Genomic DNA, 17,562 nt, shown 5'->3' on the forward strand with positions numbered 1-17,562 from the left:
TCTAAACAACCTGCATAACAATTAGATGTAAGAAATATTCAGATTCACATTGTCAGCACTAATTTTTGCCTCTGCACCCATAACGACGGGAAGCATTGGGTCAATGTGTCCGATCTCTGCATCCATTATAATCTCTTTTCCGAGAGGCGCAAGTATATCCGTAACTGCGTTGTACTGATCAACGCCCATCATGTTCTGCTTCCAGGAAGTTTCCGGTCTGCCAAATACAAATCCTGCTGCAGAGTCAAACCATCCGGCTTCTCTGAGATTCCAAAGACTTCTTCTGATGGACATTGGTGTTAAGTCGCAGGCTTCGAGTACCCAGATGATGTCGCCGTTCTCTTTTACAAAATCCTTCATGCGGTCAAACTTTGTTCCGCATAAGTTTACAAGAATATCAAGGCATCCACCGAGGAGTATGCCCTTCATTTCTACCTTTTCTGCTGAGCGAGTAAGTTCACCACCATTATTCTTGTAGATAATTAGCTCTCTGTCATCGTTAAATGCATATGGTGCACGCAGATACTCATCTGTATATACTTCCGGTCCCGGACCTTCAAGCTCCGGATTTACGAAACGCTTATATCCGTCAAAAGAGCTCTTGGTTCCTTCAAGGAGTGCAAAGGAATCAAATTCTGTCTCTTCCCATTTCTTGGCATAGCCGTTTATGCAAGGTCCATAAATTCCCTGTACTCCTGTTATTGTTACAAGCGGGAAAATAAAGTTTGTGTTATCGGAATAACCGATGAACCACTTTGGCTTATAAGCTTTAAGCTCATCAAAGTCCATGTTGCTGATGGTCTCACACATGAGCTCTCCGCCGCCTGCGGAGATAATGGCATTTATGTCTTCTCTCTTATAGAAGTCCATAAGCTCTTTTCCCGTAACCTTAGGATCTGTGCTGATGCCAAGGCCGTCACTCTTAAAGACAGTTTCTCCGGCGATGACTTTGTAACCGCGGCTTTCTATATTCTCTTTTGACAGAGGATACATGAGACTATAGGGCTCGATTGATGGCCCAAAGGAAGGCGCAGTAACGCCTATAGTGTCCCCCGGCTTTATGTACTCAGGCCTTTTTATCATACCTGTTTCTCCTTATTTATCGATATTTGCAAGCTTTGAGTAAGACTTGCGATAGTGCCTGTTCATCTTGATGCACTCAAAGAGCGATAGGTAATGTCCCTCGCCGTTACGCATTACGGCAATGTATGCGATGCAGCCCTTATCAAGGACCATAGCTACTGCCTCTGCGTCATCCTCTGTTGAACCCATGCAGTATGCACCGTCATTGGGGACAAATACAACGTTGACGTTCTTCTTGATGTTGTGATAGATCTCGCCCTCATTGCTTGGTATCTTAACTCCGACACCGATAAGCTGGGCAAAGTCATCAAGAAGAGGCTTCATGTGATTGGCGCGTCTTGAAACCATGAGCGCTGCCTCTGACTTGTTGTGCTTTATGAATTTAACGTCAGGGCGCTTTCCGTAGATCTGCTCGTGGATACGTTTTACTCTCTCCGGTGTATCGGGCTGATCGTAGACAATTGTATCGCCCTCTCTATGGGAGTTATAGCCGTACTCTACGCCGTGAGTCATGTCCATCTTGCAGACATCAATAAGAAAATCATTGCAGGCGGATTCCATCATTTCAGCCTGGAAGACAGCCTCGTTGGAGTTTGAACCAAGGCAGAGTGTCCCGTGATTAGCCATGATGATGCCCTTTGCATCAGAATACTTCTTAAGGGTCCTTGATACGTTCTCTGCAAGCTTGTCCGTGCCCGGCATCGCATAAGGTGCTACAGGTATTGTCACGTCCTCATCATCAAAATATGAGAACACCTTCTTGATTCCAAGAGTTCCTGCGCAGGTAGCAAATACCTGGTGTGTGTGAACGATAAAGCCGCAGTCCTTGCGGATCCTGTAAGCTGCAGCATGAACCTTAAGTTCGCTCGAGGGCTTGTAATCTCCCTCATAAGAAAAATCATTTATATTGACCTGTACGATCATCTCCGGAGTAAGGTCCTCGTATTTGATTCCACTGGGTGTGATGAGCATATGGTCATCGTCTACTCTGCTGCTGATATTCCCCCAGGTTCTTACAAGGAGTCCGATTTCATGGAGATCTCTGGATATTCTTATTATGTGCTTTTTAGCATCCAAAAGTTCATTCTGATTCATGGTTATCCTCTGATCTGCCCCTCTCCGGTTATCTCGTATTTGTAGGAAGTAAGTTCCTTAAGACCCATAGGTCCTCTTGCGTGGAGCTTCTGGGTGCTGATGCCGATCTCTGCACCAAGTCCGAACTCAAATCCATCTGTAAATCTTGTTGAAACATTGACGTATACGCAGGCTGCATCAACTCTGTCAAGGAACCTCTGAGCTGTCTCTTTGTTCTCGGTTACGATGCACTCTGAATGGCCTGTGTTGTATTTGTTGATGTGGGCAATGGCTTCGTCCACGTTCTTTACTGTCTTAACTGAGATTATGTAGTCAAGATACTCTTTTCCAAAGTCCTCTTCTGTGGCGTCTATTGAGCCCTCGATAAGAGGTTTACTGTCAGCATCTGCTCTTACCTCTACGTTATGCTCTTTCATTGCCTTGGAGAACAGAGGAAGGAACTTGTCCTTGATATCATCATGAACAACCAGGGATTCTGCTGCGTTGCAGACTCCGATTCTCTGGGTCTTGGCATTTATAATGATGGGAATCGCCTTCTCAAGGTCAGCGTCCTTATCTACGTAGATGTGGCAGTTTCCTGTACCTGTCTCGATTACAGGGATGTTGGAGTTCTCTGTGACAGCTCTGATAAGTCCTGCGCTGCCTCTTGGGATAAGCACATCCACGTACTGCTTCATGGTCATGAACTCTTTGGTCACAGCCCTGTCAGTATCCTCGATAAGCTGGATTGCTTCCGGAGTTACGCCTGTTGCTTCAAGAGCTTTCTTGATGGCCTTGGTGATAGCAATATTACTGTGGATGCAGTCGCTTCCACCCTTTAAGATAACTGCATTTCCTGACTTAAAAGTAAGCGCAAAGGCATCAGGAGTTACGTTTGGTCTTGACTCGTAGATTATTCCCACTACTCCCATAGGAACTCTAACCTTCTTTATCTTCATTCCGTTAGGACGGGTAAACTCCTCCATAACTTCCCCGATAGGATCAGGAAGGTCAGCTACCTGCCTTAGTCCCTCAGCAATAGCCTCAATTCTCTTATCATTTAATGTAAGCCTGTCGATCATACCCGGATGCATTCCGTTTTCTTTTGCATGCGCAAGGTCAATCTCATTGGCTGCTATAATGCTGTCTGCGTCGGCAACGATCTCCTCAGCAACTGATCTAAGAGCCTTATTCTTAATTTCAGTGGAAAGATTCTGGACTTCATACTTAGCCTCAAAGGCCTTCTGACAAATAGATGTAAGCGTCATAGGTTCCCCTCCCCGATACTTCTCTTTTTGAAAAAATTCCTCTAAATTATCCCATAAACCTCCCAAAAAGTCTACGCCATTAAAAATGAGTCAGTGGGGACGTTTCAGTTTGACTCAAAATGAGTCAGTGGGTGAGTCAGTGGGGACGTTTCAATTTGACTCAAAATGACATCACATAGTGCCATATTTTGTACGTTAGTTGGAAACGTGATTTCGACCACCACACAACTCTTCTCTATATAAAAAATAGTTGGAATTCGCAAATTAGATTTTCAATTCTGGTGGTGTGAGTGCATCACAAGACATCCGTGAGCAAGGTGCTGTGATGTAGGAAAAACGTTAGACATCAAATATTTAGAAATTATCCAAGCCTAAAGTTTTGTAATTTCCAACCATTTTTCCATAGGAAAATTTTTGTGATGCATTTCAAAAACAAGCTCCAACCAACTTTACTCTATTGGTGGATTTGTGATGCACTTTCAGCCATGCCAGTCTTCAAGCGTTTAAAAAGGAGTCAATGAGAACCGTCCCCATTGACTCCCCATGACTCCGTTCCCGGGGTTCATTTATTTTTTCTTTTTATATTTATAAAAGATAGCGCCGGCGATGGCTACTACTCCGGCAATTGCTGCAACGATTGGAACAACTGCCTTACTCTTCACACCGGCCTTATCGGCTCCGACCTTATCAACGCCTGCTTTACCTGCGTCGCCTTTAACAAGCACAACTGAAGATATAGGCTCTACAGTAACACTTCCCGACACCATCTCTATAACCTCAGTACCGGCCTGTTCTCCCTTAACATACACATTCCAGTTTCCTTCAGGAAGAGCCACAACAGTCTCAGCTTCATTCGGATTAAACGCCAGGAATATCTGCTCTGCGCTCTCGCCGGGAAGAGACTTATCTGAGTTATCCATCACAAATGCCAGTACATTCTTATCAAGTCCTTCGACAGCCTTAACTCTGGCTGAAACATCTTCCGCTGAAGAAAGCCTAAGCAGCGCATGCTCTTTTCTAAATGCTATCAGCCCCTTATAGAATTCCAGGTTCTTCTCATACCCCGGATCATCAAGGTTCTCCCACTTAATGCAGTTCACCTCATCCCCCGAGCTGTAGCTGTTTGAGTCAAAAGAGCCGTCCTCTTTAACCTTGGTTCTCAGAATCTCCTCACCTGCCTGCATGAAAGGCACACCCTCAGCAGTCAGATAAAAGCTTGCTGCAAGGTTGCTCATCTTTATCCAGGACTCTTCATCCAAATCAGTTCTTGATCCTGCAATCCTGTCAAAGAGAGTATTGTTGTCATGGCAGGATGCATACTGAATGATCTGTGACGGATTCTTGGACCAGGTCTCGTTTGCAAGGAAAGATGCTGTCATTGCTCTCTCAGCATTTCTTGCTCCTGATGCCCATCCTACCTCTGAGGTACTGAATACGCTTCCCTTTAAGCCGTCACGGATATTGTCATTGAAATAAGCAAAGCCCGGTGTCTTCTCTGAAGACTGCTGAGTTGCCATCACAACATTTTCCTTGGTCACATCAGTATTCATGCTCCATCCTTCGCCGTAGAAAATCACATCAGGATGTGTCCCATGAACCTTCTCAACGATCTCATTTATAGTGTCCACATCAAGAAGTCCCACAAGGTCAAATCTAAATCCGTCAATGTGATACTCATCAGCCCAGTAGCATACCGAGTCAACAATGTATTTCCTTACCATGCTTCTCTCTGAAGCAGTGTCATTTCCGCAGCCGGAGCCGTTTGAATATGTTCCGTCTGCATTTATTCTTGAGAAATATCCCGGCACAAGACGGTTTATGCAGAAGTCTTTTCCACTGTAAACATGATTGTAAACAACGTCCATAACAACAGAAAGCCCATTGTCATGAAGAGCCTTAACCATCTCCTTAGCCTCTTTTACCCTGACATTTCCATCGTGGGCATCGGTCGAATATGAGCCTTCCGGAACATTGTAGTTAACAGGATCATATCCCCAGTTAAAGCGCTCTGAGCTCTCATCGTTCTCATCAACAGAACCAAAATCATAGAAAGGAAGAAGGTGAATGTGAGTAACGCCAAGGCTCTTGATGTAATCAATACCCGTAGCATTTCCTCCCTCAGTCTTGGTTCCTGTCTCAGTAAATGCAGTATACTTGCCTGCATTAGCCATGTTGCCCTTCTCATCCACGGAAAAATCGCGAATATGAAGTTCGTAGATCACTGCATCAGTCATACTCTCTGATGCGTGTGGATTCTTGTCATCCGCCCAGCCTTCCGGATCAGTTGAATCAAGATCAATGACCATAGCTCTTTTTCCATTGACACCTGTAGTTCTGGCATAAGGATCGCAGGCTTCTACATTCAGTCCGTCAAGAACCGCAGTATATGTGTAATAAGTTCCCGCGAGATTCTCAGAAACTTCTGCCACCCATGTACCCTTCTCGCCAGCCGTCATCTCGACGGTTTCAACCAGGTCTTTTTTCCAAGGATCCCCGGACTCGTATAAATTCACTGATACACTCTCAGCAGTCGGTGCCCATACGCGGAACACAGTTTTATCTGCCGAAACTGTCGCGCCAAGGTCATCACCCTCGTAAGTGTACTGATCTTCAAATTCCTTCGTAGAATATACAATAGGCATGTTTACAGGAAACTCCTGTCCATCGAAGCCAAGTCTGTAATTTCTGTTAGGATCCAGTACCTCACCGATTGTCAGATCATAGAAATACTGCGTATCGGAAGCCTTCTCTGAAAGCTCAGCCTTTGTCACTTCTACATCTCCAAGTCGTCCGCTGACATAGAAAGTATCGAGCAGAGACTCATCAATTTCGCCCGTAAGTTCAATCTTTATTGTCTTATCGCCGTCATAAACAGCGCTTTTAAGCTTAGTTCCGGTCATTACATCCTCCCCGTATTCTTTTTCGCAGCCTTCAACTCCCGATTCCACATAGGCGTGAACCGTGCCTGAGACAACCTCGGAAAGATCAATGAACTGATCCATATCAACGTCCTTGTCCCAGTCCTGCGTCCTTACGATATAGCCAACCTTGGTCTTACCTGCAGGAACGCTATATGTTGCAACCATCTCTCCGTTTTCATCTTTAAACGGAATTCCCTCGCCTTCTCCGCCGTCAGGCCACATCCATACATCCCAGCCGTCGTACTGTTCATCATCCCTGTGATAGTGAAGCTTGAGTGTAACTCCCTCATCTGCTCTTACTGTTACTGACAAGCCCAGCTCTGATAACAGGGCAAAAGACATTACTACTGCCGCCAAAAGAGCTAACGACCGCCTAAATACAACATTTTTCACTTCAAAATTCCTCCCCCGATATTTTATGGAAAACGTTTTCCTATGTATTGTACCGCACGCCAACCTTTCGGTCAACAATAAATACCCCCGGCCCGTATCTCTACAAGCCGAGGGTATTTCTTCTGTAGATGATATAGCTGAGCAAGAAAAAATCATCGCTGCTCTACAAGCAGAATACAAAGAATTTAAAGCAGATAAATAAACAAAACGCGGCCGTCATTGGCCGCGTTTCTTATTCACTATCAAATTGTATATAACCGTTCCTCATCTCTGCCCAGCTATAGTCTGACATATACTTGCCCTTATACTCATTAAGGGCATCCACATCCCCCTCAAGTAAGCGATAGTAATCGCAGTCTATAAGGTCTTTTCTTATGGCAATCTCACGGTGCTCCCTGATAAGAACCTGCTCCATTCCTATCTCTTTGAGAGTATTTTTCAGATCATTAATTATTACTCTGATCCTGTTCTGCTCCGCCTTGTTGTCACTTCCGCCTTCCTGCCACAGGGCCAGAGCAATTTCGCCCGTGTTACAGGCTGCGCCTTCTCTGTCTATAAGGTACGCAAAAAGCTCTTTTGACTGCTTTCTTGAGAAGATAACAGGCTCGCCTTTCCAGTAAACATCGAAATGTCCAAAGCACCTTACTTCAAGTTTATCCTGATCTGCCACAGTAGCTTTCGGAATATAATCCAGTTCTCTCTGAATGTCCTGTACGGTAAGTGGCTTGAGAAGATATCCATGGGCCTTTATCTTGAAGGCTTCGATTGCATATTCACTGTAACCTGTTACAAATATGATCTTGGTTGAAGGTGAAAGCTCTTTTGTCTTAATAGCAAGCTCAAGTCCTGTTATTCCCGGCATCTCGATGTCTGAAAAAACAACGTCCGGCTTTTGCCCCTCTTTTATAGCATCAAGTGCTGCTTTAGCTCTGTTAAAAGCCACAACTTCCGCATCCGGAACAGCTTTTTTGATTTCCTTCCCGGAAGCTTCCAGAACTAATTCTTCGTCGTCTATAGCGAAAATCAGCATTCCTACTCTCCTATTGGTAATTTAATAATTGCTTTTGTTCCTTTGCCGATCTCGGAATCGATTATAAGCTCTCCGCCGGCAATATTCTCGACACGCTCCCTGACGTTTATGATTCCGATGTGTGCTTTGTTCTTAGTATTTCTGACATCTTCCGGCACAAAGCCCGGGCCATCGTCCTCAACTATAACCTCTACTGTATCTCCTGTCTTTTTGGTTCGTATTATAACGGTTCCCTGTCCGTTCTCACTCTTTCTGACGCCATAGGTAACAGCATTTTCAACAATAGGCTGAAGCGTAAGTGTTGAAATCTTGAAATTCGTATACTCAAGGTCATACTTAACACAGAGGTCATCTCCGAAACGAAGTTTCTGAAGTTCAAGATATCCCTTTACATGCTCAAGTTCCCTTGAAAAATCTATCGGTTTTTCCGCAGTCAGAGAGTCCATATTGTGACGCAGATACACTATGAATGTATCGATAGCCTCTGATGCTTTCTCAGGGTCTTTAACACACAATTGTTTGATGGTTGTCAGTGAATTGAACAAAAAGTGAGGCTGAATCTGCGCCTGAAGAATGTCGAGTTTAAGCTTGGCATTTTCAGCTTCTTTCCTGTAATAGAGCTCTGTCTGGTCATTTATAATATAGCTTAGCATAAAAATCGCAGCTATAACTGAACTAAGCGCTATAAAATGAATTCCAAACACTCTGGCCTGAATTAACATGGCAAATATCGGGGCAACGTTAAAAACGATAAAAGCATGTTTCTCTTTGGGCGTAAGCTTATCTTTCAAATCCCAAACTGCAAAAAGGTTTACTCCGGCTATCAGTACCGTTGGAATAAGCAGTATAGGATACAGCGGTCCTCTTTGATAAACATTATCAAGATTGACATAGTAAACTCTTCCGTCAAAGAGATTGTAGATCAAAATAAGAGTATAGACTGCCCATAATCCTGCGGAAATCATAAATATCCAGTGTTTCCACCATTTGTCTATACCACTGATATACAAAGTGAGTGCTGTTATGAGCACTGTAAGGATTGACGCAAAAATAGCCTGTGCAAAGAACACAATACGGCTTAACAGCACCCATCCATAACCTTGATACTCATAGGTAATGCCTCGTATAATAAGGCTCAGAATATATAAGTTTAGCACCGAAAACAGCCATGTCATAAAGCCTCTGGTTTTGCCTTCAATATTTCTGTTTATGCGCACCTGTAACAGTCCCACTATTGCTATAGCAAGACCCACCACAACCAATATTAGGTTTACAACCCTGATCTCATAAGTCATTTTCAGATTCCTCTAAAGAAGAACTCGAAACTATATTTTCCTTCCTTTGGCAGCAGGTATTCAGGATGAGGTCTTGATCCCCAGCTGTCATCGCCTGCGATACCCATTTGTCCCATTGCTGCTCTTACATAAGTGTAATGTACCTGTGGAAGCTCAAACGGATGAGCTGCATTTTCCACCTCATGCGGCGAATAAGGAAGTGCACTGAAGTAGAAAGGTTTGCCGAAGAACATCATTCCTCTTCCTCTCTTATCAGTAACCTTGGCGTATCTCACATCGCACTTGTTGCCACACTCCTGTGGAACCAGGTACTTGGCGAAATTATCCTTAACTTCGTTCCTATAGATACCAAGCTTACCTCCGCGCTTTCTGTCGACGTAGGTCTCATCAGGTCCAAGACCGTACCAGGTAAGCTGGTCATAGTCGGCATTTAACTTGAACATCATGCCAAACTCCGGCGCATCACCAAGCTCTTTTACAAGATCCATATCCATCGCGCATCTTATGGTTCCGTCCCCGAATACCTCGTAGGTAACAAAGCACTCAGACTTTGGTGTTGTTGGCAGGAAGTACTTGTACTTAATGCTGATTGAGTTTTGACCCGGCACAACATCAGGCATCTTCATGTCTGCCAAAGAATAGCCCTTAAGTGTGGAGTAAAGACTTGCAATCTTCCACTGAGCATAGTCATTGGTCATGGTATAGCCATTGTCATTGTCAACCGGTGCTCTCCAGAAGTTGGGAGCCGGAGCCTTCTCGATCATTTCCTTGCCGCAGTACACATAGGAAACCAGCGCAGCTGACGGGTATGTGAAAAGAGCTGAGAAATCATCACCATATATTCCAAGGTTGCTATTGCCCAAAACCACCTTAAGCGGCTTATCGCACTTATACGCACTAAAGAACTCTCCCACAGTGGTCTGGCCGAAGGCGACCTCGTGTCCTTTCTTAGCCCACACCTTATCTTCTTTAAGCGCAAAAGACACTGTCAGAGTAAATTCAACATCGCTTCCTTTAAGTGACTCTGCTTTTCTGTAAGCAGCCACTGCATCCAAAATCTGTTCCGGAACTGCAAAGCTCTTTGAAGTAAGCGCCTCAACACTTATATCCATACTGCATGCACAGATCATTTTTCCATTGGCAGAAAGAGTAATGCCTGCATCAAAAATATCTGTATTAACAAAGAGGTTCTTGTTTATTACCTTGAACTCTTCACCGCTCTTATCAAACTCAACGGAAATATTCTGGTAGTTGAATTTAACTTCCTGCATCTTGGGTGAAGGAGTTCTGTCGCCGTAAGCAATTCCGTTTCCGGAGAAGTTACCGTCAGTTGGCCTGTCGTAAAAGTCTCCGCCATAGGCCTCAAACTCTTTTCCGTATCTGTCCTTTTTCGTGATCGACTGGTCGATATAATCCCAAATAAATCCGCCCTGGTATCTTGGCTCAGTATCTGTCAGATCAGTGTAATAGTGCATTCCACCGCAGGAATTACCCATTGCATGAGTATACTCACAGCAGATAAACGGTTTATCCTTGTTCTTATCAAGGAATGCCTTGATGTCTGCAGCGTGAGGATACATCTGGCTCTCCATGTCAGAGGTATCGTTGTAGGTTCTGTCGTGGAAGACGCCCTCGTAGTGCACAAGCCTTGTGTCATCTAGCTTTTTGAAAAAAGCTGACATCTCTTTTATAACTTTTCCGCCATGGGACTCGTTTCCACAGGACCAGATAAGGATTGAAGGGTGGTTCTTATCCCTCTGGTAGCAGGAATTGACCCTGTCCAAAAGAAGGTCTTCCCAGATTTCATGATTGCCTGGAACCACGTACTCTTTTGGCTGAGCGCCTCTCTCAAAAGGCTCCCAGGTTCCGTGGGTCTCCATGTTATTCTCAGCAATAAGGTAGAGTCCATATATATCACAGAGCTCATAAAGAGCTGAATCATCCGGATAATGGCTGGTCCTTATCGCGTTGATATTGTTCCTCTTCATAGTTGTAAGGTCAGTTATGAGCTCATCCCTGCTGGGAACACGGCCGTTCTTGTTGCTGAACTCATGTCTGTTGACACCCTTAAAGACAATGCGCTTGCCGTTAAGCATCATCAGACCATCTTTCATCTCAAAACGTCTAAAGCCAACGAGCTGTCTGATAACTTCAGTCTCCTTGCCCTCAGCATCCTTAACGGTAATGAAAAGCTCGTAAAGATTTGGCTCTTCTGCACTCCAAAGTACAGGATTATCTACATGAAACTTGCCTGTATTCTCACCTGAATCTGAAAGAGTCAAAGTCTCTTCAATTACTCTTTCACCATCTCTGCTAAGAAGAAGCTCAATGGTTCCAGCACCTTTAGTAAGTGCCTTAAACTCAATATCTGCACTCTGTAAGTCATCAGCAACATAAGGCTTGATAGAAAGGTCCAAGACATGAGTCTTCGGAACACTATAAAGGTATACAGATCTGTAGATTCCGGAGAATCTGAAGAAGTCCTGATCCTCACACCAGCTTCCGGCCGTCCACTTAAATACTCTTACGCAGAGCCTGTTCTGTCCCTCTACAAGGTAATCTGTCAGGTCGAATTCAGCCGGATCAAAGGTGTTCTCAGAATATCCGACAAACTTACCGTTAAGCCAGAGCGCAAATCCGCTCTCAACGCCCTGGAAGGAAATGCATACCTTATCCTGCTCAAAGCCTTCAGCCAGGGTAAAAAGCTTGACATAATCCGCAACCGGATTAAACTCCTGCGGAATCTCAGGAGGAGTGAGTCTCTCTCTTCCATCCCACGGATACTGTACATTCACATACTGAGGTTTATCATAACCTTCCATCTGAATGTGAGCAGGAACTCTTATCCTGTCCCAACCTGTCGTATCAAAATCATCAGCCCAAAAGCCTTCAGCCGCGCCTTTTATATTCTTCGCATAATGGAAATGCCATACTCCATCAAGGCTCATTCTAAAGCTGCTATTACCTGTTAAAAGCTCCTCTTCCGATTTATAGGCCACATGGTCAGAGTGGGCCGGGAGTCTGTTTATGGCAAACACCTTAGGGTCTTTTACTACTTCATAATCAAAAGCGTTCATTTCATACCTCATCTTATAGTTTCATTTTCATTTATCAACATCATTGGCTTAACGTCATTGATGTCCGTATCTATGATCTCATCAGCAATCTGGCACGCAAAACAAAGCGCCACTGTTTTGTAGTAGGGGTACTTCTTGAGGTATCTGTCATAAAATCCAGCCCCATAACCGATTCTGTTAAGCTCTCTGTCAAACACAGCACCCGGCACTATTACAAGTGTCTTCTCAGGATCAAGCTCTTTTGCCACATCAGAAGAATCATTGATCTCAGGCTCTCTGATGCCGAAGGCTCCCTCGCTCATCTCCTCCAGAGAATCTATCCTGACAAATTCCATCTCTGACTTTTCTACGTCAGTTACTTTTGGGCAAAAGACATTTTTCCCCATTGAAAGTGCATCCAGGATTATCTCGTCTGTGATAACCTCGCCTTTTCTTGATGCATAAGCCAGGATATTCTCGGCATTTTTGTACTCAGGAAGTTCAACTATCCTCTCAAGTATCTGTCTGCTCTTTTCCTGCTTGATCTCTGTAGGAATGGTCTGCCTTTTTGCTATGTATTTGGTTCTAAGTTCTCTCTTATCCATATCGTCCCTGTCTTTATTTAAGTAGTTTAGCTGCAATCCACTCAGCACTTCTGATGCCATCCATGGCTGCTGACATTATGCCACCGGCATATCCTGCTCCCTCTCCGCAGGGGAAAAGGCCCGCAATGCTTGTGGACTCTCCGGTATCTCCTCTGTTAATGCGTACCGGTGATGAGGTTCTGCTCTCAACTCCAAGCACCAGCGCATGAGAGTCATTGTAGCCCTTTATCATTCTGCCAAAGTTCTCCATTCCTTCCACGAAAGCTTTGTTCAGCTCGTCCGGAAGGATCTTGTGAACCTCAGCAAACTCGTATTTTCCCTTGGTCTGGGGAGAAAAACTCTCGACATCAATGTAGTCTTTATCAGGCCCCTTTTCTACACTACCGCAGGCCTTCTTAAAGTTTCCATAGTACTCGGCAGGGATCCTTCCTCCTGCGAGATTATAGGCTTTCTCTTCAAGTCCTCTTTGGAACTCTACTCCTGAAAGAGTGTCACCTCCTCCAAAGTCACTGGGGTCGACAGTGATGATAATTGCAGAATTCGCATTTCTGCCGTCTCTTCCGCTATAGCTCATACCATTAACAGCAAGTCGCCCCTTCTCGGAAGATGCATTAACAACATATCCTCCGGGACACATGCAGAAAGAGTACACGCCTCTTCCACTTTCTGTTGTGGTAACCAGCTTATAAGGCGCTGCTCCAAGCCCCTTAACCTTTGTAGCTCCGTACTGACTAAGGTTTATAAGGCTCTGCGGATGCTCAACCCTAAAGCCAACAGCAAAGGGCTTAGGCTGCATCTCAACCTGCCTGTTCTTTAGCATATAGAAAGTGTCTCTTGCGCTGTGACCGATTGCCAGAACTGCAGCATCGCACGGAATTTCACGCTCTACGCTATCCGGCCCTTCTGCCTTCACACCCTTTAATACACCCTTATCATCTATAATCAGCTCAGTTACCTTGGTCTCGAAATATACCTCACCACCAAGGCTCTTTATATCTTCTCTGATATTCTTGACAACACTCTTTAATATATCCGTTCCAATATGAGGCTTAGCTTCATACTTGATCCGCTCCGGAGCTCCGTGATTTACAAATATATCAAGAGCTTCTGCTCCACGGCATTCTTTGTCCTTGACCATGGTGTTGAGCTTACCGTCAGAGAAAGTTCCTGCTCCTCCCTCGCCAAACTGAACATTGGTCTTCTCGTCCAATTCACCTCCGGCCCAGAACTTATCTACGATCTCGCTCCTCTTATCAACATCCGCTCCACGCTCTAATATCACAGGCTTAAATCCCTGCCTTGCCAGCTCATATCCACAAAAAAGTCCCGCCGGCCCACAGCCTATGATAACAATACGCTTCTCTTCAAGATCTTTTCTCTTTCCCTCTTCTCCACCTACATGACTCCAAAAATCATAGGTCTTCTCCGAAACCACCGATACATTCTTATCCCTACACGCCTTAACTATTTTCTCCTCAGGCTTTCCATTCACCTTAAGATCAATAGTATAAATATGGTATAACTCCGGCTTCTTCCTGGCATCCAAAGAATGCTTAACTATACTCAAAGATTCAATATTGCTCTCTTGAATCTTTAGTATTTTACAAGCCTTTTTCTTAAGAAAACTAACCATAGCCTTCGTGCCATAGTCCATATTCTCATCATGTTTTAATTTTATCTGACCAATTCTAATCATATATCAACTTTCTGTTACCATTCAGAATTTTACTGATTATCGGTTGTCAATAGCCAGGGCAACTGTCCGAATCTGTGGGTTTAAGCGGCAAAATGCATCCAATTTTGCGAGTTTAAACCACGTAGACGAGACCAACCAATCTTAAGTGCCTATGCACGCAGAGATTGGTGCCCTGGGCTCGCCGGAGTGCTCGGTTTAACCGAGTAAAAGTAGATGCAATATGCCGCTTACCCCCGCAGATTCGGACAGTTGCCCGTCCCATTTCACAATGATGCAGCACAACCTGCAATGCTTCCACTGGTCCAGGCGAATTGGAGGTTGTATCCTCCGCAGCGGCCGTCGACATCGAGGAGCTCACCGACGCAGTAGATGCCGGGGGCGGTTTTGCAGGAGAAATCGCTTCCGATGTCGCCGAGGCTTATGCCACCGGTTGTTACCTGTGATGCCTGATAGCCGTAGCTGGAGTCAATTGCAATCTTCACATTTCTATAGGTATCCAATATGCACTCTGCCATGCTGACTGAGATATTCTTCATTTTCATTTTTCTGCCCACCTTCATCCTGCCAAGGACCATGTCCGTGATCCCACTGTTGGCAAAGCCCTGCAGAAACTCTTCAAGTGTTCTCTCATCCTTAAGGCGCAGCATATCTGCCTTAAGAGCATTAAAATCGCTCTCGTCGTAGTCCGGGAAGAAATCAAGAACAGCATAAACGGGCTTTTTCTCTTCGACAAATTTTATGACTTCTCTTGAGGCCTGCATAACGGGTATTCCCGAAATTCCATCACTGCTAAGCTGCACTTCACCGTATTCGCCTGCGAGTACCTCGCCTCCCAAAATAAAAGAAACCTCTGCAGTAGCTCTTACTCCGGCAGAAGGCATAATCTCACCCTCCGCCACCTTAAAGCCCACCAGTGCCGGATGAGTGTCTTTTACAGTCATTCCTATGTTCTTGCAAATGTAGTAGCCATCACCTGTGGACATGGTACTCTTTGCGCCTGAGAGTGCGCCCATGGACAGGATAACGGCGTCTGCTTCGTACTCTGCCTTGTTGGTATTAAGAAGCACTCTACTGCCCTCAAGGCACTTAACTCCCTTGACCTGTTCGCCAAGGTTAACAGATATTCCAAGCCTGTTTATCTCATTTATAAGAGCATTAACCACGCTCATGGCCTGTCCGGAAACCGGGTAAATATAACCGTCCTCGCTCTTTACCACAACTCCCATAGACTTAAAGAAGGATATGACATCCTCTACGCCGTAGGTGGACAGCCACTCCTTCATCCTTGCTCTGGCAGGTGGGTTAAAGCACTCTTCTCTCATATCAAGATTGGTCAGATTACATCTGCCGTTTCCTGTCATTGAGAGCTTTTTTCCCAGCACAGAATTCTTTTCTATTATGGTGACACTTGCACCATTTCTTGCTGCGTAAATAGCTGCACACATTCCGGCAGCTCCTCCGCCTGCAACAATTATCGATTTACCCAAGATCAGCCCTCTTCATATCGATCGCGCCTTATAGCAGTGGAAATGCCATAGAACAGATTACCGAAAGGCACCCTTTTAAGCTCGTGAGCAAGGAATCCTCCTGTAATTACCATTACAAGCATATATACCACCCAGAAAATTAAAGCGCAAAGAATCAACGTAAGTATATCGCCGATAACATTAATAAGCAGTTTATTCAAAAGAAATACTACAAGCCCTGCAGCTGCTGCAGAAGCTAAAGGAAGCAAAAAGCTCTTCATCCACTCATGGTGATGATGGAGCACCTTAGAGAGCATGAAATAGCAAGAAGCATCGTAGATTCCTACAGCCAGAATTCCCGACAGCAGAACTCCCATAACTCCCATATTTACCGGCCATACAAGCAGTACCAGAAGAATAATATGGAAAGCCCAGCCGATTCCAAGATTAACCAGTGCAGCCACTGACTTACCCATATGATTCAAAAGCCAGGATGACATGATAGCATGGCTGGCGCACATGATCATAAGTCCCCCAAGGCTCATCAGTGAATTAGCCAGAGCGTTACTTTTTCCATAAAGAGCGATTAGTATGGTCTCAGCAGTTGCAAACACAAATACCGATACCGGTATGAAAAATGCATTTGAAAATCTGATAAGGCGTCTGTATCTGTCTCTTGCACCTTCAAGCTCATCTCTTTCAATCCTTGCCATAACCCTGTTCATGGATTTGATATAAGGCAAAGTGCAGATAATTGTAAAAAGAACTATGGTGCAGATGACATAGCCCGCATAGATACCGAAACTTGCCATGTAATCCACATCTTTATGCACCTTTCTGGTAAAGATGCAGTAAAAGCAAAGATCAACCAAAACTGCCAGTGCAGGTGTAGCGTAAAGTGGCATTAAAGGTCTGATTCCTGCCAGCACATCATTTTTGTTATCGAGGTATCTGGGGGCTCCGTTCTTTACAAATTCCTGTATCTCACCCTTTCTAAGGTGATAACTTATCACTGTCTGAATAAGTCCAACAAGGCTTCCAAGAAGTATTCCTGCCATAAGTCCTGTCGATCCGTAGACTGCGGAAAACTCGTCAGCGTGAAGAAGCCCGTTAACCTTAAGTCCATAGTTATATAAAATCCCAACTGCGATGGTTCCTGATACTATTGATACAAGAGCAATCAGAATATCTGATAAAGCTATTGGTTTGGTATAACCGATTCCCTGCAAATATCCCCTCAGAACTCCCTGAATTCCCAAAAAGATGACTGAAGCTCCTGCCAGAATAAGCTGGATAAAACCTCTGTCTGTTCCAAGTACAACGCTGCAAAGAGTGTAGCTAAGCGCAATCAAAAGACCTCCAAGCACCAGCGAAGCGATACTGAAAATCCTCATGGATCTCTGCATATTGGTCTCTGCGTTATGGAACTGCGATCTTCTGGCACGAAGCCTTACCATGATATAAACAGCCTTCTGCACTGCAAGTACCAGGCTGCAATATAGACAGCCATATAGGAAAAAAGGTCCAACTGCAAAAAAAGCTCCCTTTTCACCGCATATTCTAATAGCCACAATCCAGTAAACCATCATTACCAGCACTGCCAGGTAAACGGCAGCGGTCAGGATGTGCGGCCTTATTCTCTTCTCTTCTGAGTAGGTCTTCATATTTTATTCCC

At 44.6% G+C, this 17,562-nt stretch carries 11 protein-coding genes; all 11 read right to left on the reverse strand.

The features are described from left to right. Positions 1-21 precede the first annotated feature (21 nt). A complete protein-coding gene (locus tag G589_RS0101090; RefSeq protein ID WP_051192104.1) occupies positions 22-1,083 on the reverse strand; it encodes a S66 family peptidase in 1,062 nt (353 codons plus the stop codon). Positions 1,084-1,095: 12 nt separating this feature from the next. Then, positions 1,096-2,178, reverse strand: a complete 1,083-nt coding sequence (locus G589_RS20810) for a class II aldolase/adducin family protein (protein ID WP_051192105.1) — start codon at positions 2,176-2,178, stop codon at positions 1,096-1,098. Between the two features lie 2 nt (positions 2,179-2,180). Continuing rightward, the gene (locus G589_RS0101100) at positions 2,181-3,425 is read right to left on the reverse strand and encodes a glutamate-5-semialdehyde dehydrogenase (protein ID WP_026520769.1); all 1,245 of its coding nucleotides are present in this window, start codon (positions 3,423-3,425) and stop codon (positions 2,181-2,183) included. 566 nt (positions 3,426-3,991) lie between these two features. Further along, positions 3,992-6,739, reverse strand: a complete 2,748-nt coding sequence (pulA, locus tag G589_RS0101105) for a type I pullulanase (RefSeq protein WP_026520770.1) — start codon at positions 6,737-6,739, stop codon at positions 3,992-3,994. Between the two features lie 232 nt (positions 6,740-6,971). Then, complete coding sequence (locus G589_RS0101110) at positions 6,972-7,769, reverse strand: response regulator (protein ID WP_026520771.1); 798 nt, start codon at positions 7,767-7,769, stop codon at positions 6,972-6,974. A gap of 2 nt (positions 7,770-7,771) precedes the next feature. Continuing rightward, on the reverse strand, positions 7,772-9,064 hold the full coding sequence (locus G589_RS20815; protein WP_026520772.1) for a sensor histidine kinase: 1,293 nt from the start codon (positions 9,062-9,064) through the stop codon (positions 7,772-7,774). A 2-nt stretch (positions 9,065-9,066) separates the two neighbouring features. Next, positions 9,067-12,141 (reverse strand): glycoside hydrolase family 2 TIM barrel-domain containing protein, encoded by a 3,075-nt coding sequence (locus G589_RS0101120; protein WP_026520773.1) that lies wholly within the window; start codon positions 12,139-12,141, stop codon positions 9,067-9,069. 8 nt (positions 12,142-12,149) lie between these two features. After that, on the reverse strand, positions 12,150-12,785 hold the full coding sequence (locus tag G589_RS0101125) for a 5-formyltetrahydrofolate cyclo-ligase (RefSeq protein ID WP_081668888.1): 636 nt from the start codon (positions 12,783-12,785) through the stop codon (positions 12,150-12,152). Next, complete coding sequence (locus tag G589_RS0101130) at positions 12,739-14,421, reverse strand: NAD(P)/FAD-dependent oxidoreductase (RefSeq protein WP_026520775.1); 1,683 nt, start codon at positions 14,419-14,421, stop codon at positions 12,739-12,741. The genes G589_RS0101125 and G589_RS0101130 overlap by 47 nt, the downstream gene beginning before the upstream one ends. Before the next feature lie 263 nt (positions 14,422-14,684). Continuing rightward, positions 14,685-15,908 (reverse strand): aminoacetone oxidase family FAD-binding enzyme, encoded by a 1,224-nt coding sequence (locus G589_RS0101135; RefSeq protein WP_026520776.1) that lies wholly within the window; start codon positions 15,906-15,908, stop codon positions 14,685-14,687. A 2-nt stretch (positions 15,909-15,910) separates the two neighbouring features. Beyond that, the gene (locus G589_RS0101140) at positions 15,911-17,551 is read right to left on the reverse strand and encodes a polysaccharide biosynthesis C-terminal domain-containing protein (RefSeq protein ID WP_026520777.1); all 1,641 of its coding nucleotides are present in this window, start codon (positions 17,549-17,551) and stop codon (positions 15,911-15,913) included. Positions 17,552-17,562: the final 11 nt, after the last annotated feature.

This window comes from Butyrivibrio sp. VCB2001 (assembly GCF_000423965.1).
In the GTDB taxonomy this organism is placed as follows: domain Bacteria; phylum Bacillota; class Clostridia; order Lachnospirales; family Lachnospiraceae; genus Butyrivibrio.

Excerpts from the sequence above, each read along its gene's own strand:
- G589_RS20810 (WP_051192105.1), bottom strand. The coding sequence starts at position 2,178 with ATGAATCAGAATGAACTTTTGGATGCTAAAAAGCACATAATAAGAATA.
- G589_RS20815 (WP_026520772.1), bottom strand. The coding sequence starts at position 9,064 with ATGACTTATGAGATCAGGGTTGTAAACCTAATATTGGTTGTGGTGGGT.
- G589_RS0101130 (WP_026520775.1), bottom strand. The coding sequence starts at position 14,421 with ATGATTAGAATTGGTCAGATAAAATTAAAACATGATGAGAATATGGAC.
- G589_RS0101110 (WP_026520771.1), bottom strand. The coding sequence starts at position 7,769 with ATGCTGATTTTCGCTATAGACGACGAAGAATTAGTTCTGGAAGCTTCC.
- G589_RS0101090 (WP_051192104.1), bottom strand. The coding sequence starts at position 1,083 with ATGATAAAAAGGCCTGAGTACATAAAGCCGGGGGACACTATAGGCGTT.
- G589_RS0101140 (WP_026520777.1), bottom strand. The coding sequence starts at position 17,551 with ATGAAGACCTACTCAGAAGAGAAGAGAATAAGGCCGCACATCCTGACC.
- G589_RS0101100 (WP_026520769.1), bottom strand. The coding sequence starts at position 3,425 with ATGACGCTTACATCTATTTGTCAGAAGGCCTTTGAGGCTAAGTATGAA.
- G589_RS0101125 (WP_081668888.1), bottom strand. The coding sequence starts at position 12,785 with ATGGCATCAGAAGTGCTGAGTGGATTGCAGCTAAACTACTTAAATAAA.
- G589_RS0101120 (WP_026520773.1), bottom strand. The coding sequence starts at position 12,141 with ATGAACGCTTTTGATTATGAAGTAGTAAAAGACCCTAAGGTGTTTGCC.